This window comes from Pontibacter indicus (assembly GCF_900156345.1).
Lineage (GTDB): Bacteria > Bacteroidota > Bacteroidia > Cytophagales > Hymenobacteraceae > Pontibacter > Pontibacter indicus.
This window is the reverse complement of the sequence record NZ_FTPP01000004.1, coordinates 40,921-64,170: the sequence shown is the minus strand read 5'-3', so window position 1 is coordinate 64,170 and position 23,250 is coordinate 40,921. Positions and strand designations below refer to the sequence as shown.

The window sequence follows — 23,250 nt, the reverse complement described above, 5'->3', positions numbered from 1 at the left end:
ATTTCGCCTTATGTCATTCTCTCCCCAAACCGCACCCGGAAAGCTCGCCACCGCCGATCAGGTCGGAGTACACAACCGGCTTATGGTCCCGCTGTCATTCATTATGCTGATCGCCTTCGTCATCCGGATGGTAGCTGCTTTCTTTTCGAAGGGATTCGCTTTCCACGACGATCATTTCGATGTGATCACGATTGCGCAGCACTGGCTTTATGGCCTGCCCTCATGGCTGCACGAACCCATGCCACCGCGCCACAGCATGTTCTACGCAGGCATACACTACGGTTTGTTTTACCTGATGGAGAGCGTAGGCATCTCGAATCCGGACACGAAGATGACCATCGTGCGGGTGCTGCACGGGCTGTACTCGCTGCTGATCGTGTACTATGGCTACAAAATTACGGAGCGTCTTTCGAACCAGGCTAATGCCCGCATTGTGGGGCTCATGCTGGCGCTGATGTGGTTCATGCCTTTTATGAGTGTGCGCAACCTGGTGGAGATGGCGTGTATACCGCCCTACCTGGCTGCTTTCTATTTTATGCTGAAGCAGGACGACAGGAAAAGGAACCTGCACTTTCTGTGGGCGGGGGCACTGTTTGCGCTGGCCTTTGTGCTACGCTACCATGCGGTGCTCTTTGCCGTGGGTGCAGGTATGGTACTGCTCTACCGCCAGCAGTGGAAAGAGATTGCCTGGCTGGTGCTGGGCTTCCTGCTAATGGCAACGCTTATCCAGGGCACCATCGACCTGATCTTCTTCGATTACCCTTTCCACTCGGTGGTGACTTATTTCTTTTACAACGCCGACAATGCCTATAACTATAGCACCGGACCGGTATACCGTTTTCTGCTGACCATTCTGGGTTTCATGGTGCCGCCTATTAGCGTATACCTGCTGCTGGGCTATAGCCGCACGGCCAGGCTGACGCCGATGCTTTTCTGGGGTGGCGTTTTGTTTTTTGTCGTGCACTCCCTGTTCCCGAACAAGCAGGAACGTTTCATCCTGCCGCTCTTCCCACTCATCATGATCCTGGGTGTGATCGGCTGGCAGGACTTTGTGCGCACCTCTAGCTTCTGGCAGGGCCGTAAAAAATTGCTGGCCGCCAGCTGGGCTTTCTTCTGGATCCTCAACATCGTGGTGGCCGTGGCCATGTCCTTTACCTACACCAAAAAGAGCCGCATTGCCCCGCTCGTATACCTGAGCGAAAAGCAGGACATGGACGCGGTGTTACTCGAGTTTGGTAACTCATCCATGAAGCAGCCACCGCTCTATTACCTCAACCGACTGGCCGCCGAGTTTCACGAGTACCACTTCAACGAAAAGCGCGACTGGGACGAATACAAGGCCGGTAAGCCGCTCCCAGAGGATTTTGCGATGACCTACAGCCTGAACGGAGAAAAGTCGCTGGACAGCCTGCAAACGGAGCTTAGCCTATACCCTTACCAACCCGACTATGTGGTGGTGGTAGGCCAGAAGGGCTTGGAGGAGCGCATGCAGCGCATCAACAGCCTGTACCCTGCGCTGGAGCTGGAAACGACGATCACGCCTTCGCTCTACGACCGGGTACTGCACTTCCTCAACCCACGCGTACACAAAGATGAGCATGTGCGCATCTACCGCATCGGAGAGAAATAACTAGCGGGTAAAGGTATAGAGGTAGTTGAGCAGGAAGTTCCAGATAAAGACTAGCACGATGGCGATGAATTTGGAAACGTAGAAGTTGAGCTTCGCCTTTTCGGTGAGCAGGTATACGATGAGGTTGTTGATGACCAGGCCGGCCACGGCCACCAGCAGGAACTTGGAAAACTGCCAGCCTATTTCGGGGTCGTGGCTGCGAAAGGTCCAGAGGCGGTTGAGGATGTAGTTGTTGATGCTGGCCAGCACAAAGCCCAGGCTGTTGGCCACGTACTTGTTCCAGCGCAGCTTTTCCTTTGCCAGGAAAGTCACGCCGAAATCAATGATGAGCCCCGTAAAGCCTACCAGACCAAACTTCAGGAATTTAACAAAGAGAGCGCCTGTGCCTTCGGACATGCCCGCAGTTGGTTTGTTTGACTGGTTTCACTTACCTATTAACCGGTAAAATTAAGCACTTTGGTACATAGTGACAAATCTATTCTGTTGGAGCAAGCCTTACATTGGTCGACGAATACAGGCTATTTGTATATTATATTTTGAAATATCGGCTCTTGTTCCTTACTTAGCAGTGAATAAGTAATGCGCCGCAGCACCTCGGTCGGAAACACCACTCTCCCAGTAGCTGACCAGGTCTCTGATAAATTTTAGTCCTTTTGCAGACCACACGCGATGGCCGCACCACTGTTACTTATCCGGTAGTCTGATAGCAGGCACTACCACCTTTCACAAAACTGTTTAAACTTTTTAGCACCCGGTTTGGTTAGGAGTACATCCATACCAAAGCGCGCAAACAACTTAGGATATTAATTCAAAGACATTGCCAGGAGCTCCCCGCTTCGGCAATTACAGGCATACTTGTTTAAGGTGAGATGTAAGTAAGTTGCCGACTTGCAACCAAAAAACACAACGACACAACCAAAAAGAAGCCATACCTGCTAGGTATGGCTTCTTTTGTTTCAGACTTTTTTCTCCGGCCAACTTATTTAAAGAGCCCGCCCAGTTTATCGCCCATGCCTTTCGGTAGCTTGTCTGCCAGCCCCCCGCCCAGCAAGCCCATCAGGTCCGATTGGTTGTTGACATTGCCTCCAATCTTATTCATCAGAAACGACACCACAAAGGGAGCCACCTGCTGCGCCACCGACTCCGGTATACCTACTTTAGAGGTCAAATCGCCCAGATACTTCTGAATCATGCCGTTCATAGCCGGGCTGCCCTGCGGCGATTGCTGGCCTTTTAGCATGTTCATAATACTACCGGCATTACCGCCAGAGGCCTCTTTCTTCAGTCCCTCCGTCAGGTGGTTTTCCGCCAGGTCTACGGACTGGTTAGCCTGCTGCGGGTCCAGCTTGAATTTGTTTTGTAGCTCGCCGGTGAGCTGTCCTTTCACTGTGTTGATGATGTTTCCTAACATAGCTTTTACGTTGATGTGACACTAAATTTCAGGCAGCTGGAATTATACTGCTAAGTCCAGCTGTTTCATTTCTAACGTCTTTGCCCTGCAGAAGATGTAAAGCCAATGGGCACGCAAGCCCATACTAGGCACCTTTGCGGTTTTGGCAAAATAATTGCTACTGCCCCTGGAGGTCCTTATTTTTTGATACCTTTGCCCCCAACAAACCTATGAACATGCGCTATTTAGCCTTCTTAGCCATTATCCTTATTGCCGGCGCCACCCTTGCCGACACCAAACTAAAGAAGACCCAAATCACCAAAGAGGTCAGCATTATGCTGCCCCGCGATTTTGCTCCCCTTCATGACGATGGCATTGCCAGCAAGTATCCGGCTGCCAACCGGCCTGTGGCCGTCTACTCAAGCCCCAACGGGCAGGTGGACTTTAGCATGACGCAGAAGAGCTCGCCGTTTCGCGCACACGACCTGAAAATGCTGCGCGAGATGTACAAGGCCAACCTACTGGAGCGCTTCACCAAAGTGGATTTTATAAGAGACGAGGTGGCCAACATCAATGGCCGCGACTACATTCTGTTTGAGTTTGTGTCGGTGATGGCCGACGAGCGCAACGGCAGCCACCTGGCACCTGTGCAGAAGTATAGCATCATGCTTTACACAGTGCAGCGCAATCAGCTGATGGTGTTCTCACTGCACATGCCGTTTATGATGAAGAACGACTGGCAGGACACGGCCCGTGAGGTGATGGGCTCCCTGAAAATAAAAGATTAGACTACCCCGTATACCTGATCATAAAGGCCTCTCCTTTGCCGGAGGGGCTTTTTTTTTGTATCTTGTGAAAAAGCGAAACTTATACCTATACCTGTGGACTTACTATCGATACACAGCGACGACCATTACATGCAGGAGGCCTACCGGCAGGCAACGTACGCCTTCGAGGAGGGCGAGATCCCGATCGGTGCCGTTGTAGTGAGCAACAACCGCATCATCGCCAAAGCCTACAACCAAACCGAGAAACTGAACGACGTCACGGCCCACGCCGAAATGCTGGCCCTGACGGCCGCAGCCGAGTACCTGGGCAACAAGTACCTCAACGACTGCACGCTGTTTGTAACGGTGGAGCCCTGCGTGATGTGCGCAGGAGCCAGCTACTGGGCGCAGCTGAAACGGGTGGTGTACGGAACATCTGAGCCCAAGCGCGGGTATAGGAGAGTGGGCAATCTGCTGCACCCTAAAACTGAGATGGTGAGCGGTGTAATGGCGCAGGAGTGTGCCGAGCTGATGGCCTCATTCTTTGCAGCCAAAAGAAAATAACTAACTTTGAAACTCGCATTTCAAGCGCATACGTACACCTATAAATCTGTACGCATGCTATTATTCACATATATAACCACATAAAACTATGGCTTTCGAATTACCGAAACTACCTTATGCCTACGACGCGCTGGAACCACACATCGACGCGCGCACTATGGAAATCCACCATACGAAGCACCACCAGGCCTATACCGACAACCTGAACAAGGCGATCGCAGGCACTGAGATGGAGAACATGAGCATCGAGGAGATCATGCAGAACGTGAAGGAAGACAACAAAGCGGTTCGCAACAACGGCGGTGGCTATTACAACCACAACCTGTTCTGGGAGATCCTGTCGCCAAATGGTGGCGGTCAGCCTTCCGGTGAACTGGCAGACGCGATCAACTCCGCTTTCGGTTCTTTTGACCAGATGAAGGAGAAGTTCAACGCGGCTGCTGCAACGCGCTTCGGCTCTGGCTGGGCCTGGCTGTGCGTAAAAGACGGCAAGCTGGAGATCTGCTCTACGCCAAACCAGGACAACACGCTGATGTCGTTTGCAGAAGGTTGCGGCGGCCAGCCGATCCTGGGCCTGGACGTATGGGAGCACGCTTACTACCTGAACTACCAGAACCGTCGTCCGGACTACATCAACGCTTTCTGGAACGTGGTGAACTGGGAGGAAGTAACCCGTCGCTACAACGAGGCGAAGTAAGGTATAGCCTGACAGCTAAAACAAGAGAGCTCCGTCTTTTCAGATGGGGCTCTCTTGTTTTTATACCTTGTAGTGTCTAGACCAGCAGTGGCTTTGATTACTTCTTAGCCGTTACCTGCTTGTTGTTTTTATAAGCCTCCACGCCGGCATCCAGGAACTTCACAAAGTTCTCCACGCTCAGGTCGTAGGCAATCGGCTTCACCAGCACATTTTCGTTTTCGTCCATTAGCACATAATAAGGCTGGGCGTTCACGTTGAATTTTGTGATCTGGTAGTCGGCGTATTTCTTACCAAGCGTCTTTTTCTCTTTTCCGTCGTACTCGCTGGTATACCACTCGCTTTCCGGCAACTCGCTCTTGTCATCCACATAAAGGGCGGCGATCACATAGTTTTCCTGCAGTCGGCGCAGCACTTCGGGGTGCGACCATACGTTTGCCTCCATTTCGCGGCAGTTCACGCAGCCGTGGCCCGTAAAGTCGATAAAGATCGGCTTGCCTTGCTCGGCAGCGCAGCGCTTGGCCTGCTCCAGGTCGAAGTAGCCCTGCAAACCGTGTGGCAGGTGCAGGAAGTCGGCATACTTGGGCGGCTCGCACAGTTGGTTTGAGGTATACTGCGCCGTGCCTCCTCCTCCGTTCTGGCGCACCAGGGCGTTGATGTCGAAGTCGTGGGTGGACTGTGGTGGCAGGTAACCGGACAGGGCTTTGAGCGGTGCTCCGAACATACCCGGAATCAGGTATACCACAAAGGCAAAAGTCGCGATGGCCATGAAAACGCGGGGTACGCTGATGTATGGCAGATCCGAGTCGTGTGCGAACTTGAGCTTGCCCAACAGGTAGAAGCCCATCAGGGTGAAGATGACAATCCACAGCGCCAGGTATACCTCACGGTCGAGGATGCCCCAATGGTATACCTGATCGGCAATGCTCAGGAACTTAAGTGCCAGGGCCAGCTCCAGAAAGCCCAAAACAACCTTAACGGAGTTAAGCCAGCCACCGGACTTTGGCAGGCTGCTGAGCCAGGAAGGGAAGATGGCGAACAAAGTAAACGGCAAGGCAAAAGCAAGCGAGAAGCCGAACATACCCATGACCGGACGTAGCGTTTCGCCACCAGCAGAGGCCACCAGGATACTGCCCACGATCGGTCCTGTGCACGAAAAAGACACGAGCACCAGCGTAAAGGCCATGAAAAAAACGCCCAGAACGCCGCCTTTATCAGCCTGCGCATCAGCTTTGTTCAGCCATGAGCTTGGAAGCGTAATCTCAAACAGGCCCAGGAAAGACATACCGAAGATCACGAACACGGCAAAGAATAGCACGTTGGGCAGCCAGTGCGTACTCAGGAAGTTGGCTCCGTCGGCCCCAAACAGCTTGGCCACGATGGTGCCGGCTATGGTATAGATGGCAATGATGGAGATGCCGTAGAGCAGCGCTTTGCCAATGGCCTGCGCACGGCTTTGGCTGCTGCCCGTAAAGAAACTCACCGTCATAGGCACCATCGGGAACACGCAAGGCGTAAGCAGGGCCACCAGCCCCGACCCGAAGGCTATCAGCATAAAGGTCCAGATGCTTCCGCCGGAGGCGTCTTCGTTCGAAAAATCGATCAGAGCGGGCGTTACGGTTTCAGCAGTTTCCTCTTTTTCCAGAGCTTCCTCAGCAGCCAGCACCGAGTCCTGACTAAGGGCAGGCGGTACTGCCGTATCGAGACCATCCGGAGCCGTAGCCTGTGTTGTGGCTTGCTCAGGGGCCTGATTGATGGCTTCGGCAGGTGTCTGGGTAGGCGTAGAAGTCGGCGTTACCGCGCCGCTCGCAGCTGTTACTTTGATCTGCGCATTGGTAAAGGCAAAGTCATCGTCAAACGGGATACACTTGCCGTCGATGTCGGTGCATACCTGGTATTCGTAAGTACCCTTCACAACCAGGTCGGGCTGCAGCACTTTCACTTTCTGCCTGAACTGAGCGGTGCCTACAAAGTAGGTATACTCTCCTTCCCAGAGGTCATCGTATTTCTTTTTGGGATTTACGGGCTTGATCTTGCCCACCAGCTGGTAGGACGGGTGTTTTTCAAACTTGAACTCCGTCACCATCGGCCCCAGATCAGGGTCAAAATCAGAGGAGTAGAGGTACCAGTCCTTGTCTATTTTTACGTTGAAAATGAGCTCGACTTCCTCACCTACTTTGACTTCCTTTTTGGAAACATCGTAGCTCCAGGAGGCAGGCTTCAGCACCTGCGCCTGCGCCATTTGCGCTGCAAGAGTCATCAGGACCACCAGCAGCCAGGGCATCCGGAGTGCCAGCCTCGGTTTATTTCTCATAAGGGTATACCTAGTTAATTCTTTAGATCACAGACGCCAGCAAGGGCGCTACAAAAGTACGAAATTTGGACGAAAGCCCCATCCGTTCAGCAGCATCGTTCCCTCACCAAAGACAGAAGACCAGCAATTGCCTGCCTATGCCGCCCCCAGTGCCATGAATAACAGAAAACAGGTATAGGTTGTTTCCTGGCTGCACCGCATGCCGCTTCTTTTGCTCTTCCCTTTGTTTCAGGACTGTAGGCAAGCATAACAAATCACTGATAACCAACACAATGACGTTCACCCTGAGTTTCATACCGTTCACGGATATGGCAGGTATAGCAGGCGTTTCGAAGGAATCTTACACTCCCTCCAAACGTCTATTCTATATCAGTTTATATACAAATTGTCCATCTGAAACTATGAATCTAAACTTTCAGCCACAGGAATATACCCCTATTAAAACCGTCTGCGGCAGAGCGCTTGATTCTACCTTCAAGGCCATCAAGCTTGCGCGCGACGAGAAACACAATTTCCATATTGTGTACCGTACTTTCTCAGACGAATTCATTTACTCCTTCTGCAATCCCTTCCTCGATACTCCTTCAGAGCATGATTACAGAATAATTTCCGAAGAAGAGGCAAAGGCGATCTTTCTGCCGCTGCTTTCTGCGGAAAATGCCCGCGAGTTGTTCAGCACCGCCCAGGCACCCACCATGCTGGCTCAGTACTAGCCAACTGAAGACGTATCAACAAGAAAAGGTGCCCTGGCACCTTTTCTTGTTTTAGCCCTTTGCCGCCCCGTACGGCGCCTCAAATCCTGATTCTTGCTAATAGCCTATACATATATATTAAAAACACGTAATTTAGCTTAATTTTACGCTGCCGGAAGCAAACCGCGCCGTAACACACTATGGTCCTAAACATCTTACTCACTATATTCCTGGTATTGCTCAATGGCTTCTTTGTGGCGGCGGAGTTTGCCATCGTGAAGGTGCGCGCCTCACAGATCGAACTGCGGGCACAGGCGGGCAGCTCGATGGCCAGGCTTGCCCAGCACATGCTCACCCACCTCGATGCCTACCTCTCGGCCACGCAGCTCGGTATTACGCTGGCTTCGCTTGGCTTGGGTTGGATCGGAGAGAGTGTTGTGGCCCAGATCGTAATCAACGTAATGGAGTTCTTCGGCTTTCAGGGCAGCGCCGCGCTGGCCCACAAAATAGCATTGCCGATCTCTTTTGCCATCATCACGGTGCTGCACATCGTGTTTGGCGAGCTGGCCCCTAAGTCGCTGGCCATACAGCGCTCCGAGGCAACTACGCTGGCCATCACCCTGCCCCTTCGCTTTTTCTACTACCTGTTCAGGCCCTTTATCTGGATCCTCAACGGCTTTGCCAACATGGTGCTGCGCTCAATGGGTATCCGCCCTGTGCACGGCTCCGAAGTACATTCCCCCGAGGAGCTGCGCCTCCTCTTTGAGCAAAGCGCTGAGGGCGGCCTGCTGGTTGACTCCCAGCACGAACTCCTCGAAAACGTGTTCGAGTTTAACGAACGAATGGTGAAGCAGATCATGGTGCCCCGCACCCGCATGGTGGCCATAGATGTGAACATACCGGAACCGGAACTGATGGAGATCATTTTTGAGGAAGGCTATTCCCGCCTCCCGGTTTACGATGGCTCGATCGATAATATTGTGGGCGTGCTGTACGTGAAAGATATTCTGAGCCTGATGCGCCTGAATGAGCCGATCATTATTGAGAAGCTGATGCGCCCGGCCTATTTCGTGCCGGAGACTAAAAAGATCCCGCGCCTGCTGCAGCAGTTCCAGCGCCGCCACATGCACATGGCCATCGTGACGGATGAGTTCGGCGGTGTGTCGGGTATCGTGACCATCGAGGACATCATCGAGGAACTGGTGGGCGAGATTCAGGACGAATACGATGAAGAGGTGCCAATTGTAGAGCGTCTCGGCGATTTCGAGTACCGTGTGAATGGCGGTGCCCCAGTTTCGGATGTGAACGACTATTTGCCTTTCCCGATCCCAGAAGGTGAGGATTACGAAACGATAGGCGGCTTTGTGACCCTGCTCTATGGCCATATACCGGACGACATGAACGAGGCCGCTGACTTTAACGAGTACCAGATACGGGTGCTGGATAAATCGGATCGCCGGGTGGAATGGGTGCTCCTGACGGTAAAGGAGGATTTTCACTCCCAGATAGAGCCACAAACGGACGAACCAAATAATTAACAGAAAGGCTATACCGGACAGGTATAGCCTTTCTGTTTTGGAAGCCTACACCTCCGGGTTAGTAAACCAGCCGCTGTACATCACATAGTTGTTGGCTACTTTATCCAGGCCCTCGATCTGCTCATGGCTGAGTTGTTTTACCTTTTTGGCAGGTATACCGGCGTAGATGTAACCCGACTCACATACGGTGTTTTCCAGCACGATAGCGCCCGCCGCCACAATGCAATTTTTCTGCACCAGCGCGTTGTCCATCACAATGGCTCCCATCCCGACCAGCACATTGTCTTCCACGGTGCATCCATGCACAATGGCGTTGTGCCCAATCGATACATTGCTGCCAATGGTTGTAGCCGCCTTCTGATAAGTGCAATGGATCACAGCGCCATCCTGAATGTTGGTTTTGTCGCCGATCCGGATTGCATTCACGTCGCCCCGGACCACAGCATTGAACCAAACCGAGCATTCGCGCCCCATCAACACATCGCCCACAATGGTAGCATTCTCGGCTACGAAACAATCGTCGCCGAGCTGTGGGCTTATTCCTTTTACAGGTAAGATAACTGGCATATTTTAAGTTAGAAAGTTTAGAAGTTAGAAAGTTAGAAAGTTTAGAAGTTTGAGAGTTTTTTGCAGGGACAGGTCGCGACCCGTCCGAATCGTGCACCGGCAATGATGCAGGAAATGATTTCCGAATCTTGCACCAAACAATTAGCAACCAGCAATCAACAATTTAACAATTCAGCAATTTAACCATCAAATTAACCGCTTCCACGTCCCTTTGCTTAGGTTATATTTCAGTGTGCTGGGGAGGGCTTTCCAGAAGTATTTGTTTATTTCTACGGCGAAGCTGGGTTGCATGTAGCAGTTGATGGTGCAGCCTTCGCAGGCCGGCAGTCGCCCCTCCAGTTGCTTCAGTTCCTCTACCTCATCACTAAGGTATAGCGCACGCAGATTTCCCTGTATCGGGAAGCTTTTGGTGCCCAGGTGGTAGCAGGGTAACACCAATTCGTTTTCCGGAGAGATGACCAGTGTGGTGCTGGCGGCTTTACAAACCGGATCGGCCACCTTATTGCCCCCGTCCCGACGCAGTTGCACAAAGCCTTCGTTCAGGTATACGCCTTTGCGTTTTCCGAAAGCGGTCAGAAAATCTAATTCTTCTTCCGTGAGCTGCTCCCCTACCGCTACGTCATTGTACTCAAAAGCCGGGTTGATGATCAGCATCAGATTATTGGGCTGCGTAATGGTGCGGTATATCTCCTCGAGTTGGTCCAGATTGTGCCGGAAAACCGTGAAGAGAATATCGGGTCGCTCGCCCAGTTGCTTAGCCACTTCTATCGATTCCATCACAAAATCGTAGCAGGCCACACCGCGACCGGCATCGTGTTCATCTTTGTGGGCCGAGTCCAGCGAGAAGTGCAGCATGTCCACTTTACCTTTCAGTCGCTCCGCTAACTTAGGGTACAGCATGCCGTTGGTGGTAAGGGTAGTGATGAAGCCCATGTCGTGCGCCATTCCCAGCATCTGGTCGATTTGCCGGTGCAAGAGCGGCTCCCCGCCTGTAAAGTCAATCACCTGCACCCCCAGCTTTTTCAGGTCGCGCAGGTTTTGGGCCACATCCTCCAGTGTGATGTAGGGCGATGGCTTCTCCCAGATGTCGCAGAACGAGCACTTCGCGTTACAGCGGTAGGTAACGTAGTAGTTGCATAGCACAGGCTTCGATCTCAGACGCATCCGGGGAAAGTTGTTTACCCAAAATTAAGGATTCTGTCCGAGTATCAGGTATGGTAGTAGTTGAATTGCTAAATTGTTGGATGGTTGAATTGTTGATGGTTGATTGCTGATTGTTTGATCATGCACGATTCGGACAGGTCGCGATCTGTCCCTACAAGCTCTAACTCCTAAACTCTCTAACTCCTAAACTTTAGAACTCATGAAAAGACAGAACATCTCCTCCGGCGCGGTATGGGAAGATACGATTGGGTATAGCCGGGCTGTGCGCGTGGGCCATGTAGTAGAAGTGGCGGGCACCACGGCCATGGATGGTGACCAGGTAGTAGGTGTAGGCGATGCCTATGAGCAGACCCGTTTCATCCTCCAGAAGATAGAGAAGGCCCTGCAGGAAGCCGGCGCCACACTGCAGCAGGTAGTGCGTACACGCATCTACGTAACCGATATCAGCCAGTGGGAAGCGGTGGGTCGCGCGCACGGCGAGATCTTCAGAGACATAAAGCCCGCCGCTACCATGGTGCAGGTAAGCGCCCTCATCAGGCCGGAGCAACTTGTGGAAATCGAGGCAACCGCTATCCTGTAGGCTACACTAGAAATTAACAGTCACCCTATGCCGTAAATCAAATTTTCTATATATTAGATATTTGGTATTTACTCGCAGCCATCATTTTACAGGTATAGGGGCAATGGAACAGCACGAAATTGAAAAGGCGGAAAAGCATATTCGCAACGCATGGGTTTTAGGGATCATCTCTACGGTTTTAACCATTTTAGCTTCGCTGATAGGTACTTACCATGAAGATTTCAGGTATAGCTCAGGCTTCAACACATGGACGCTGTTTGACGCGGCACTGATCGCCGCACTCACATTCGGCATTTATAAAAAAAGCAGGTTCAGTGCGTTAGGCCTGCTGGTATACTTTGTGCTTTCCAAGTTTATTGAATCTGCCTATAACGGACAGTTTCCTCTTAGCTTTGGCACCCTGATTTTTGGGTACTTTTACCTGATGGGTACCATTGCCGCCTTTAAACTACACACCCATACCAAGCGCCTTGCCGAACTGGAGCATGGCCCTCAGAAACGGAGTATTGCATTTTATGTGCTGTCCGGATTTAGCGTGCTCGTGCTGGGTCTTTTTATCTGGCTAGTCGTGGTCGCCGCTGGTGGCCCGGGTACTGAGGTTGTTCCCGGCAGACAGCTGAAGGCAAAATATGTGAGTTTCGCCACCGACGAAGGTCTGTTAGACCCTACTGAGCAAATCCAATACTGGTACTCGGATGCTTTCAGCGACTTTACAGACGGTTTCTATTTTTTCACTGACAAAAAGGTAGTCGTGTACAACAACTCCTGGGACGAACCGGCCATCCTCATGCCCTTCGACTCTATCCAGAACATCACTTTCCATGCAGACCCCTCTTTCCTGGAGGACAGCCAATTGTTCCTCGAATTGAAGGACGGCACCTTCGTCAACTTTCCAGTCTCGAGCGAGAACGGCGGGGACCAACGCTTTCACAAACGGTTGCGGTCACTCTGGAAAGAAGCACAGGCCGCACAACTGACCAATACCCATATGGAACTGGAAGCGGGCGAAGTAAATGTTGTTTCCAAAGAGCAACTTTAAGTGACAGATCCGGAGACGGAGATGATTATTATTTGATTAATCCTATAACAAGACTTACTATACCCTATATTCACACGGTTACGTACTAAAAGGCTATTGATAATTCGTTATACCTGTGCCGCTTTGGCTAAGGTATAACCATGTAGAATTTAATCTGATAGCTATGAAAAATTTAGTGCTGACCATATTCGCGCTGTTTGCCCTTAGCACGGCAGCACAGGCGCAGTTCCTGACGGGTGGACTTAAGGCGGGCGTGGGCTCATCGAGCGTGAGTGTGCATGACGTCACCAGCAACCCCGCTGAGTATGCAAAAAAAGAATCTGTGACCAGTTACCATGCCGGTGCCTTTGCCCGCATCAACATCTTAGGCCTTTTTGTGCAACCCGAAGCCGTGTTTACACAGACGGGTGGCCGCCTAGAGTCGAACCCCAACGCCACGCTAGCCAACCGTGTAGCCGATATCAAGTTCAATCGCCTCGACGTGCCCATTATGGCAGGTATAAGCTTGGGCAATGTAGTGCGCCTGCAGGCAGGTCCGGTGGCCTCCACGCTGCTGAGCGCACGCCAGGACGGGCAGAGTATCAAGAGTTTTATGGAGAACTCTGACTGGGGCTACCAGGCGGGCGTTGGCCTCGACATTCAGCGCCTGACATTGGACGTGCGCTACGAACGCATCAACCGCAGCTTCGATAACCCAACTAATCAGAGCAATTACGACCTGGCTAATAAGCAGATCCTGGTAAGCGTGGGTCTGAAGTTGTTTTAAGGCATAGCCTCCATTAAGCAACCCGCTTAAAACAAAAGAGCCGAAGCAGTTTCTATACCTGCTCCGGCTCTTTTTATATTAAAGGCTATACCTGTTAGGGCATATACAGCTGTGCTCCCGGGCCAATCGGCAGGTCCAGCAAGATCCAGACAATAAACATTAGAACCCAGCCGATCAGGAACACGATAGAGTAAGGCAGCATGGTTGAGATAACGGTGCCTAAACCTGCTTTCTTGTCGTAACGCTGAATGAAGGCCACGATCAGGGCGAAATACGACATCATCGGCGAGATGATGTTGGTTACGCTGTCGCCGATGCGATAGGCCGTTTGGGTGAACTCCGGCGAGTAGCCCAGCAGCATGAACATCGGGATGAACACCGGTGCCATGATCGCCCACTTGGCAGAGGCAGAGCCCATGATCATGTTAATGGAGGCCGACACCAGGATGAACATGATCATCAACGGAATGCCGCTCAGTCCCAAGGTCTTCAGCACATCAGCCCCGTTAATGGCCAGGATCAGCCCCAGGTTGGTCCAGTTGAAGTAAGCCACGAACTGCGCTGCGAAGAACACCAGCACGATGTAAGAGCCCAGTGTCTCCATCGACTTGGACATGCCGCGCATCACGTCGCTGTCATTTTTGATGGTCTTGGCGCCGATACCGTATGCTATACCTGCAATGGCAGAAAGCAGGAAGATAAAGGCCACAATGCCTGACATGAAAGGCGAGTTGAGGATTTCACCCGTCTCCGGGTTGCGCAGGTAACCGCCTTCCGGCAGCAGGCCGCCAAGTACAAAAGCAGTGGACAAGATGATGGAGATGGTTGCGTAGAGCAGGCCTCTCTTCTCCTGCTTGTTCAGGCGGTCAATACTTTCCGGTTTTTCGTCTCCGTTATACTCTCCCAACCTTGGCACCACGATTTTTTCCGTCACCCAGGTGCCCAGCGCCGCCACTACAAAGGTAGATGCGAACATAAAGTAATAGTTGGCAGCCGGGTTCACGGTATAGTTCGGATCGATGATGCGGGCCGCCTCCGTAGACAGGCCAGCCAGCAGCGGGTCAATGGTGCCCAGCAGCAGGTTAGCGCTGTAGCCACCCGACACACCGGCAAAAGCTGCGGCCAGACCAGCCAGCGGATGACGGCCGGCCGCCAGGAAGATCACCGCAGCCAGCGGCACCAGCAGTACATAGCCTACTTCAGAAGCCGTGTTAGAGATAACACCTGCGAATACAATCACAAAGGTGAGCAAGCGCTTTGGTGAGGATAGCACCACCAGGCGAAGCACCGCCCCAATCAGGCCCGTGCCCTCGGCTATACCTATACCCAGCAAAGAAACAAGCACCGTGCCCAGCGGGGCGAAGTCGGTGAAATTGGTTACCATGCGGGTCAGGATCATGTGGAGTCCTTCTGCCGAGAGCAGGTTAACCGGTGTTATGATCTTGCCGGTGCCGGGATGTGTCACTGCCAAATCGAACATACTGGCTACCCACGAGAGGATGATAACCAGCAGGGCAAAGCCCGCAAACAGCGTGGCCGGGTGCGGCAAGGCGTTGCCAATACGTTCTATCACCGACAGAAACTTGTCAACTCCTGACTTTTTTGTCTTGATTTGCGTCATAAAAAGGTTGGTTTAAGGTTCCCGCCCGCGCAGCACTTGTTCAGGTAGAGGTGCCGGGCAACCAAGGCCATAGCAAACGGGGTTCCGAATTTGTTCAAAATTTTGCAGCCTCGCAAATTTTAACAAAAAGCCATACCTTCGCTTATCATCAAAAATTGCGTTACCCATGATCAGACCGCTACAGCCCGGCGACAAAATCGCCATCATCGCCACCGCCCGCCTCATCAGCCGCGAAGAAATAGCCGCCGCCATCGACATACTGCAAAGCTGGGGTTTGGAGGTAGAGGTCGGCCCTACGGTGGGGGCGCAGTACGGTGTGTTTGCCGGCGAAGATGCCCTGCGCCTGCAGGACCTGCAGCAGGCCCTCGACCGCCCCGATATCAAGGCCATTATCTGTGCCCGCGGTGGCTACGGTACCACCCGCATCCTCGATCAGGTAGATTTCAGTAAGTTCCAGCAGCACCCGAAGTGGATCGTTGGCTTCAGCGACATCACCTCCCTCCTTTGCCACATCCACAGCTTAGGTATAGAAAGCGTGCACGGCATCATGCCCCTGCTCTTCCCTACCGGCACTGTGGCTGCGCTGGACAGCCTGCGCCGCGTGCTCTTCGGTGAGGAGCTCAGCTACAGCACCGCTTCGCATGCCTTCAACCGCACAGGTATAGCCGAAGGCCAGCTGATCGGCGGCAACCTGGCCCTGTTGCACAACGTCTCCGGCACCAGCTCTGATTTCAACACAAAGGGCAAGATCCTGTTTCTGGAAGACGTGGACGAGTACCTCTACAGCATCGACCGCATGATGGTGCACCTCGACCGCGCCGGCAAACTCAAAGACCTCGCCGGCCTTATCGTGGGCCATTTCAGCGATATGAAAGACAACGCCATCCCTTTCGGAAAAGACGCCTACGAGATCATCGCCGAGCACAGCGGCAAGTATAGCTACCCTGTTTGCTACGGCTTCCCAACCGGCCACGAGCCGGACAACCTGGCGCTGGTGTGCGGCCGCACGGCAAGGCTGGAAGTTGCGGAGAATGGGGTGAGGCTGGAGTATGCTCATTCCTCATAACTACGCTATATTAGATGTTATAGGGAATAATTCCTTATAGACAGTAATTGTGCGTCTAAAGATCTAAATTACAAGGACATGGATAAGAGAATTGCAATTAAAATCATGTTATGGCTAATCGTAGCTATCACTATTTTTCACATGGCTATTCTTTTCAAGCTTATTCCCTATGAAATCACATGGGGTGGTAGATTGAAGAGTGATGCTGAGATGTACGTATTCGAATCGATATCTTTGGCAATCAACATCTTTCTGGGCTTCGTTCTTTTAATAAAAGGAGAGTATGTGAAGCAGATCTTGCCACTGAAGATTGTGAACCTTGTTTTATGGGCCTTCCTAGGGTTGTTTGTCTTAAACACGATCGGAAACATGGTAGCAAAGACAAATTTTGAGAAATTCTTTGCCATCATAACGCTTTCTTTCTCTATCCTAATTTGGATTATTTTGAAAAAAGCAAAAGCTATGAAGGCGCAACAACACCTATAGCGCTTATAAACGCACCATCGCCAATTCCGTCTCAACCTCGAAACAGCTGCCTCACAAACCGGAATGAATAACATCCTCATAAAAAGAGTTAGCCTAAACGACATTGCGCAACTGCAAAAAATCAGCAGGCAATTTTTTTTTGATACATTCTCAGCTACCAATACCGAGGAGAACATGAAAAAGTATCTGGAAGAAGAACTTTCTGTTGAAAAGCTGACGGCTGAACTAAACAATAAAGATTCCGAATTCTATTTTGCTACAGTTGATGATAAAATAGTTGGTTACCTAAAGGTGAACACAGGCCAGGCGCAGACAGAACTTAAAGGCGACAGCGGCCTTGAAATAGAACGAATCTATGTGTTAAAGGACTATCACGGCAAAGGTGTAGGTCAGATGCTTTATGAACATGCTCTCCAAATTGCACGGCAAATGCAAGTCGACTATGTATGGCTGGGTGTCTGGGAAGAAAACCGAAGGGCGGTCAATTTCTATAAGAAAAACGGGTTCGTCGAGTTTGACAAACATATCTTCAGACTGGGAGATGACGAGCAGACAGACCTTATGATGAAGCTTCTATTGTAGCGGTATCAGTATGCTAAGAACCCAAAACAAAACCCGAAACATCTCTCTGTATCATATGACCAAACGTCTACTCCTCCTTACTTTACTCCTTTGCATTTTTCAACCTTCCATGGCTCAGAAAAGAACCGATGAACAGCTGCGCAACCTGCTTTTGAAAGCAGGCAACGAGAGTGTGAACGTGCTGCTCCAGGATCTGGAGAAATATCGTGTGCAGATCATCTATACCGAGATCAACCGCGACAAGCACAACAAGCCTTCTTTCAAGAACCACTACTTTAACTACGATCCGGATCTTTATTTCAACCCGGCCTCTACGGTAAAGATGCCGCTGGCTTTCATGGCCTTGGAGAAGCTCAACACGCTTCAGAAGAAAGGGATAGACAAACACACGCCTGTGGTGTTCGACAGCAGCCAGGTTGGGCAGACGCCACTCCATGCAGACGCTACCGCTGCCAATGGCCTGCCCTCCATCGCGCACTTCATCAAACGGGCCCTGCTGATCAGCGAGAACGACCCTTATAACCGCCTGTACCAGTTTGTGGGGCAGCAGGAAGTCAACCGCAGCCTGCAACGGAAAGGCTACAAAGATTCCCGCATTGTGCGGCAGTTCATGGGCTTTACCACAGAGCAAAACCGTTACTCCAATCCGGTGCGCTTCCTGAATGCAGACGGCAGCACCAAATATGCCCAGCCGGCACTCTACAACACCGATTCCATTGACTTCAGCCAGGTCATCAAACTCGGCAAGGCGCACTACGACAGCCGCGACACGCTGGTGCAGGGGCCTTTTGATTTTACAGCGCATAACAAGCTGCCCCTGGAGGATCTGCAGCAGTTACTGCAGTCGGTGATGTTTCCGAAGTCGGTACCCAAAAAGCAGCGCTTCAACCTCACCAAAGACGATTACGACTTCCTGTACCGCTACCTGTCGCAGTACCCGTCCGAAACGCCATACCCTAAATACGACGACTCGATTTACTACGACAGCTATGTGAAGTTCTTCTTCCGGAACGACTCGCACCAAATGCCAAGACATGTGCGGGTATTCAACAAAGTGGGCTGGTCCTATGGCTTCCTGACGGATGTATCGTATGTAGCGGATTTTGAAAACCAGGTTGAGTATATGCTCTCGGCCACGGTGTACGTAAACAGCGACGAGGTGCTCAACGACGGCAAGTACGACTACGACACCCTCGGCTACCCCTTCCTCTATCATCTGGGGCAGATCATTTACCAGCACGAGCTGAAAAGAGAGCGCAAGTTTAAACCCGATTTGTCTGCCTTTCAGGTGCAGTATGAAAAGCGCGACGAAAACGACAAACGTCCTGCCTTAAGCGAAGTGGATAATTAAAGCATCTGATCAGGTATAGGTATAGCAAAAGAAGTTCGGCTATACCTATACCTGCAACTCTGTTTCCAAGGTATAGCTTTTTATCAGGCGGCCCTGTCTATACCTTTCGCACGCACCTGGTTGTAGTAATTGCAGACGCCGTTCAGCACGCACTTTTCGCACCGCGGGTAAGACCAGGTACAGATCAGCTGTCCATGTTTGAGCAGGTGTTTGTGAAAGTTGAAGAGTACCAAGGCATCTTTGGGCAGCATACCCAGTAGGATGTCGTGTGCTTTGTTGGCGGTGACTTTGGCTCCGATCAACCCCACCCGCTGGCTTATCCGGAACACGTGCGTGTCGACGGGCAGCACCGGCTTTTTGAAGTTGAACAGCAGCACCAGTGTGGCTGTCTTCAGGCCTACGCCCGGCAGGCGGGTCAGCCAGGCCAAGGCCTCCTCCACCGGCATATCTTCCAGGAAGTCAATACTGAACTCTCCCCGCTCCTCCTTGATGATGCGCAGCGCCTCCTGTATCTGGGGCACCTTCTGGCCCGGGTAGCGCGTGGTGCTGATGGCCTCGGCCAGGTCGTCGAAAGGCGCATTCATTACGCCTTCCCAGTCGCCGAAGCGCTCCATCATGGTATAGAAGGCCTTCTCCTCGTCTTTGTGGTTGGTGCGGTGCGAGAGCATCGTCGAGATCAGCTCGTGCATGTGGCTGCGGCGCGGGTCGAGCCGCAGGGGCTTGTACTCCTGGTTGAGCAGCTCGTGCGTAATCATTGTTTTCTCTTCAGCAGGTAGTTCGTATCCTTCCATAGCGCATGTGGGTTAGCCAGTTCTTCATTAACGGCTTTACGCAAAGGACGTTTCCGGTAAAATCTGCTGATTAAGACAAGAGTATATGTTCGAACATTTGTTCAGAAAAATTGCATTATATTACAACAAAATATTTACGTTCCCGCTATACCTGTAATCTCAGTCCAAAACGGCATTAACTTTCATTCTATGCAGATCAAATTCTTAGGAACAGGAGGTGCCTTTGACATCGATTACCTGAACTCTGCCGCGCTGGTGTCGCTACGTGGGAAGTGTATTTTGCTTGATTGTGGCTTTACAGTATACCCCACGCTGGTGCACAAAAACCTGCTGCACCGGGTTGACTACATCCTGCTCACGCACCTGCACAACGACCACTGCGGCAGTCTGGCCAATCTGCTGCTCCACAAGCATGTGGTGGACAAAGCCCCAAAGCCCGTTCTCCTCTACCCAAACGACCAGTTCAGGGCGCAGGTATATGAGTTTCTCAAAATACAGGTCAAGAATCCGGACAAGTACGTGGAGTTTGTGCCGCTCGAGCATTTTGAAGGTATAAAGGCTGTCGACACGTATGGCGTGCACTCAGAGGGGCTGCAGTCCTTTGCCTACATTTTCGAAGAAGACGACAGGCGCATTGTGTACTCCGGCGACTTGGGCAAGCCCGACGTGCTGTTCGACAGGCTGAGCCGCATGCCCTCGCTGCCTACCTGCGTTTACCACGACATTACCTTCAACCCCGAAAACACAGGCCATACCTTTTACAAAAAGCTGCTCCCCTACATGAACGGCGTGGAGATGTTCGGCTACCACTGCGACCCGACTCAGAACCCGGAGGACAACCCCATCAGGCTGGTATTTTACCAAAAAGACCTCCTGGCCTGACGCTTTTCGGAAAGCCTGTATCCAATTAGGTAAAACATGTGTATCAGATGAGGGTTAATGCTGCAGCATTACACCAAACCAGTTGGCACATGACATTTACGATGACTTTCCGCTCCAAGAAGAAACGGTCTTTCCTGCAGAGTCCGCTGCACATGGCCTATGCAGCCATTCTTGTGAGTTTTGTGGCCTACACGGGCTTCACTACACCTGATTTGCTCAACTGGCTGCTCGAGAACTCGCTCACCATCTCGGTGCTGATCGTGCTGGCGGCATTTTACAACATCTTCCGCTTCTCCGACACCAGCTATACCTTAATTTTCCTGTTTATGATGCTGCACGTGTACGGCAGTTATTACCAGTACGCCGACAACCCGTTCGGGGAGTGGATGAAGGAGCCGTTCAACTTCCAGCGCAACCACTACGACCGCCTGGTGCACTTCAGTTTCGGACTCCTGCTCACGTATCCGATCTACGAAATTGCGAGAAGAGGCTTTCATCTGAGTGTGTTCATCAGCAGTGTGCTCACGCTCTCGCTGGTGCTGGCGCTGGGTGCGGTGTATGAGATTGTGGAGTGGGTGGTGGCCGACCTGGTGTACGATGGCGATAAGCAGGGAATGGCCTACCTGGGTATGCAGGGGGACATTTGGGATGCGCAGAAAGACATGGTGCTTGCCTTGCTCGGAGCCGTCATCGCCCTCGGGTTTGCCCTGGCTCTGCGCAAACGCAACCAACCTGCCGACGACAAAAACTGACAATAAGAAAGGCGGCTATACCTTCTCAGGTATAGCCGCCTTTCTACTGGTTGATTTGAGTACTACAGTTCACCGCGCTCAGCGGCTTTCTTCATTTTCTCGTTTGCAAAAATCGCGATCTCTACACGACGGTTTGCCTGACGGCCGGCTGCAGTGGAGTTGTCGGCTACCGGGTGGTCGAAAGCCCAGCCCTGGGTAGTGATGCGGTTACGTGCAACGCCCTGCTGGGTGGCATAGCTCGCCACCGACTCCGCACGACGCTCCGACAGACGCTGGTTCAGGTCGCGGCTACCGGTGTTGTCGGTGTGGCCCTCGATGATGATGTTTGTGTCTTCGTATTTCTTCAGCGTGGCTGCCAATTGCTCGATGTCAGTTCTGGCGTTGGCGCGCAGGTCAGCTGAGTTTACGTCGAACAGGATGCCTGAGTCGAAGGTGATTTTGATACCCTCCCCTACACGCTCTACTTTCGCATTCTCGAGGTCACGGCGTAGTTCCTCGGCCTGTTTGTCCATACGGCGACCGATCAGAGCGCCAGCCGTGCCGCCTACGGCAGCACCGATAATGGCACCTGCAGCCGTGTTTCCTGCCGCCCTGCCAATGACGCCACCTACCACGGCACCGCCACCAGCGCCTATGGCACCGCCCTTGGCTGTGCGACTGGCATTACAGGAAGATAATAAGAAACCAAATACGGCAAGCGCCATCAAGTAAATTCTGATATGTTTCATTGTCTTAAGTTTTTAAATTTCCAATTACAGTTGTCAGATTAAGCCCTTAATACTCCAAATTCGCTAAAATGTTGTATTCACATATAGCACTTATACTGGTTCCTATACCTTGCGCCTTTACTAATCAACTTGTTAAAAGCAGCATCTGCGCAGGATAGATTTCAATAGATGAAGTGTATACGCAAACCCGCCGGAGTAATTTTCAATACCAGTAAAAAAGGGCCTTGGCGGCCTGTATAAGTGGGCTTTGGCTTTACTACGATGCACAAAAAAAAGCGCCCGCCAGGTATACCTGACGGGCGCTTCAGCACAGGTGCTATACCTGATGCCTTATTTTATCTCGCCGCTCTCGGCAGCTTTCTTCAGCTCTTCGTTCGCAATGATGATCACTTCTACACGGCGGTTTTGCTGGCGACCTTCTGCAGTCGTGTTGTCAGCAATCGGCTGGTCAAAGGCATAGCCTTTTGCCTGCATACGCGATCCGTCTACACCAAGTGTACGGGCGTAGTTGGCTACTGACTGCGCACGACGCTCAGACAAGCCCTGGTTCAGCTCGCGGCTGCCGGTGTTGTCGGTGTGGCCTTCGATTATGATGTTCGTTCCATCGTATTTCTTCAGCGTCTCTGCCAGTTTCGCAATGTCCTTTTTAGCAGCGGCGCTTAGCTCGGCAGAGTTTACGGCAAACAGGATACCTGAATCGAAGTTAACGCGGATACCCTCACCCACGCGCTCTACGTTCGCATTCTCCATGCTCTTCTGCAGCTCTTCGGCCTGCTTGTCCATGCGGCGACCGATGATAGCACCGGTAGCACCACCCACAGCAGCACCCACAATGGCACCAGCGGCCGTGTTACCCATTCTGTTACCAATAATACCACCTACCACAGCACCGGAGCCCGCTCCGATAATGCCGCCCTTGGTAGTCTTATTCATACCTTTCTTCTCCTGGCCGGTAGTAGAGGTATCAGTTCTGTTACCTGTTGTAGTAGAGGTGTCGCCTGTACCGGAAGCGGTAGGGCGCGTAGTCTGGCATGATGTAAACAGCATAGTTACTGCCAGCATTGATGTCAACGATAGTTTTACTAGTTTCATAGTCGTGTGATAAATTTGAAAAATTGGTTTTGGTTGATTTAGTATTGAAATCTGTTTAAAAATTGCTTTTGCGCCGAGTTTAGGCACAAGCGCGTCACATTACTTTTTGTGCATTCGCAATACTAATGCCAAACTTAGGCACAATATTGTGCTTTACCCAAACTATTACTTTCATAAGCCGAAAAGGTTCATTT

24 protein-coding genes are annotated in these 23,250 nt (G+C 51.7%); 15 read left to right on the top strand and 9 right to left on the bottom strand.

The window, feature by feature from the left end; translation table 11 throughout:
* Positions 1-82 precede the first annotated feature (82 nt).
* A complete protein-coding gene (locus B0B12_RS17250) occupies positions 83-1,630 on the top strand; it encodes a glycosyltransferase family 39 protein (protein WP_244554753.1) in 1,548 nt (515 codons plus the stop codon).
* Here the strand turns inward: B0B12_RS17250 and B0B12_RS17245 are convergent, their stop codons facing one another.
* Together B0B12_RS17245 and B0B12_RS17240 are read right to left on the bottom strand one after the other, a co-directional pair.
* The gene (locus B0B12_RS17245) at positions 1,631-2,026 is read right to left on the bottom strand and encodes a GtrA family protein (protein WP_076671472.1); all 396 of its coding nucleotides are present in this window, start codon (positions 2,024-2,026) and stop codon (positions 1,631-1,633) included. It abuts the gene before it with no gap.
* Positions 2,027-2,609: 583 nt separating this feature from the next.
* Positions 2,610-3,041, bottom strand: coding sequence for a DUF937 domain-containing protein (locus B0B12_RS17240; RefSeq protein WP_076671469.1), 432 nt, complete (start codon positions 3,039-3,041; stop codon positions 2,610-2,612).
* 215 nt (positions 3,042-3,256) lie between these two features.
* Here B0B12_RS17240 and B0B12_RS17235 point away from each other — a divergent pair, with 215 nt between their 5' ends.
* From B0B12_RS17235 to B0B12_RS17225, 3 genes are all read left to right on the top strand, one after another.
* Positions 3,257-3,808 (top strand): hypothetical protein, encoded by a 552-nt coding sequence (locus B0B12_RS17235; protein WP_083704310.1) that lies wholly within the window; start codon positions 3,257-3,259, stop codon positions 3,806-3,808.
* Between the two features lie 93 nt (positions 3,809-3,901).
* On the top strand, positions 3,902-4,351 hold the full coding sequence (locus tag B0B12_RS17230; protein WP_262890299.1) for a nucleoside deaminase: 450 nt from the start codon (positions 3,902-3,904) through the stop codon (positions 4,349-4,351).
* A gap of 88 nt (positions 4,352-4,439) precedes the next feature.
* Positions 4,440-5,048 (top strand): superoxide dismutase, encoded by a 609-nt coding sequence (locus tag B0B12_RS17225; protein WP_076671463.1) that lies wholly within the window; start codon positions 4,440-4,442, stop codon positions 5,046-5,048.
* A 97-nt stretch (positions 5,049-5,145) separates the two neighbouring features.
* Here the strand turns inward: B0B12_RS17225 and B0B12_RS17220 are convergent, their stop codons facing one another.
* Positions 5,146-7,359, bottom strand: a complete 2,214-nt coding sequence (locus B0B12_RS17220; RefSeq protein ID WP_076671461.1) for a protein-disulfide reductase DsbD family protein — start codon at positions 7,357-7,359, stop codon at positions 5,146-5,148.
* Positions 7,360-7,760: 401 nt separating this feature from the next.
* Here B0B12_RS17220 and B0B12_RS17210 point away from each other — a divergent pair, with 401 nt between their 5' ends.
* Both B0B12_RS17210 and B0B12_RS17205 read left to right on the top strand, forming a co-directional pair.
* Entirely contained in the window at positions 7,761-8,072 is a 312-nt protein-coding gene (locus tag B0B12_RS17210; RefSeq protein WP_076671455.1) for a hypothetical protein, read from the top strand.
* 179 nt (positions 8,073-8,251) lie between these two features.
* Positions 8,252-9,589, top strand: coding sequence for a hemolysin family protein (locus B0B12_RS17205; protein ID WP_076671452.1), 1,338 nt, complete (start codon positions 8,252-8,254; stop codon positions 9,587-9,589).
* A gap of 45 nt (positions 9,590-9,634) precedes the next feature.
* On the opposite strand, the gene B0B12_RS17200 is transcribed toward B0B12_RS17205, so the two are convergent.
* Positions 9,635-10,156, bottom strand: coding sequence for a gamma carbonic anhydrase family protein (locus B0B12_RS17200; RefSeq protein ID WP_076671449.1), 522 nt, complete (start codon positions 10,154-10,156; stop codon positions 9,635-9,637).
* Between the two features lie 186 nt (positions 10,157-10,342).
* Complete coding sequence (locus B0B12_RS17195; protein ID WP_076671447.1) at positions 10,343-11,320, bottom strand: radical SAM protein; 978 nt, start codon at positions 11,318-11,320, stop codon at positions 10,343-10,345.
* A gap of 199 nt (positions 11,321-11,519) precedes the next feature.
* On the opposite strand from B0B12_RS17195, the gene B0B12_RS17190 reads away from it, so the two are divergent.
* From B0B12_RS17190 to B0B12_RS17180, 3 genes are all read left to right on the top strand, one after another.
* Positions 11,520-11,900: a RidA family protein gene (locus B0B12_RS17190; RefSeq protein WP_076671445.1), complete on the top strand. Its 381-nt coding sequence runs from the start codon at positions 11,520-11,522 to the stop codon at positions 11,898-11,900.
* A gap of 103 nt (positions 11,901-12,003) precedes the next feature.
* Positions 12,004-12,939 (top strand): hypothetical protein, encoded by a 936-nt coding sequence (locus tag B0B12_RS17185; RefSeq protein ID WP_076671442.1) that lies wholly within the window; start codon positions 12,004-12,006, stop codon positions 12,937-12,939.
* A 163-nt stretch (positions 12,940-13,102) separates the two neighbouring features.
* A complete protein-coding gene (locus tag B0B12_RS17180) occupies positions 13,103-13,705 on the top strand; it encodes an outer membrane beta-barrel protein (RefSeq protein WP_076671440.1) in 603 nt (200 codons plus the stop codon).
* 94 nt (positions 13,706-13,799) lie between these two features.
* On the opposite strand, the gene B0B12_RS17175 is transcribed toward B0B12_RS17180, so the two are convergent.
* Entirely contained in the window at positions 13,800-15,326 is a 1,527-nt protein-coding gene (locus B0B12_RS17175; protein ID WP_076671439.1) for an AbgT family transporter, read from the bottom strand.
* 166 nt (positions 15,327-15,492) lie between these two features.
* On the opposite strand from B0B12_RS17175, the gene B0B12_RS17170 reads away from it, so the two are divergent.
* From B0B12_RS17170 to B0B12_RS17155, 4 genes are all read left to right on the top strand, one after another.
* Complete coding sequence (locus B0B12_RS17170) at positions 15,493-16,392, top strand: S66 peptidase family protein (RefSeq protein WP_076671438.1); 900 nt, start codon at positions 15,493-15,495, stop codon at positions 16,390-16,392.
* Between the two features lie 78 nt (positions 16,393-16,470).
* Positions 16,471-16,878 (top strand): hypothetical protein, encoded by a 408-nt coding sequence (locus B0B12_RS17165; protein ID WP_076671437.1) that lies wholly within the window; start codon positions 16,471-16,473, stop codon positions 16,876-16,878.
* A gap of 63 nt (positions 16,879-16,941) precedes the next feature.
* Positions 16,942-17,460, top strand: coding sequence for a GNAT family N-acetyltransferase (locus B0B12_RS17160; protein WP_076671436.1), 519 nt, complete (start codon positions 16,942-16,944; stop codon positions 17,458-17,460).
* Positions 17,461-17,569: 109 nt separating this feature from the next.
* Entirely contained in the window at positions 17,570-18,811 is a 1,242-nt protein-coding gene (locus B0B12_RS17155; protein WP_244554752.1) for a serine hydrolase, read from the top strand.
* A gap of 83 nt (positions 18,812-18,894) precedes the next feature.
* Here B0B12_RS17155 and B0B12_RS17150 read toward each other — a convergent pair whose 3' ends face one another.
* Entirely contained in the window at positions 18,895-19,602 is a 708-nt protein-coding gene (locus B0B12_RS17150) for an endonuclease III domain-containing protein (RefSeq protein WP_076671433.1), read from the bottom strand.
* A 189-nt stretch (positions 19,603-19,791) separates the two neighbouring features.
* Between B0B12_RS17150 and B0B12_RS17145 the strand changes: the two genes are divergently transcribed.
* Together B0B12_RS17145 and B0B12_RS17140 are read left to right on the top strand one after the other, a co-directional pair.
* Positions 19,792-20,484 (top strand): MBL fold metallo-hydrolase, encoded by a 693-nt coding sequence (locus B0B12_RS17145; RefSeq protein ID WP_076671430.1) that lies wholly within the window; start codon positions 19,792-19,794, stop codon positions 20,482-20,484.
* 89 nt (positions 20,485-20,573) lie between these two features.
* The gene (locus B0B12_RS17140) at positions 20,574-21,236 is read left to right on the top strand and encodes a DUF2238 domain-containing protein (RefSeq protein WP_244554751.1); all 663 of its coding nucleotides are present in this window, start codon (positions 20,574-20,576) and stop codon (positions 21,234-21,236) included.
* A gap of 62 nt (positions 21,237-21,298) precedes the next feature.
* Here B0B12_RS17140 and B0B12_RS17135 read toward each other — a convergent pair whose 3' ends face one another.
* Together B0B12_RS17135 and B0B12_RS17130 are read right to left on the bottom strand one after the other, a co-directional pair.
* A complete protein-coding gene (locus B0B12_RS17135) occupies positions 21,299-21,940 on the bottom strand; it encodes a YiaD family glycine zipper/OmpA-like lipoprotein (RefSeq protein WP_076672110.1) in 642 nt (213 codons plus the stop codon).
* A gap of 354 nt (positions 21,941-22,294) precedes the next feature.
* Positions 22,295-23,011, bottom strand: a complete 717-nt coding sequence (locus tag B0B12_RS17130; RefSeq protein ID WP_076672108.1) for a YiaD family glycine zipper/OmpA-like lipoprotein — start codon at positions 23,009-23,011, stop codon at positions 22,295-22,297.
* Positions 23,012-23,250 lie beyond the last annotated feature (239 nt).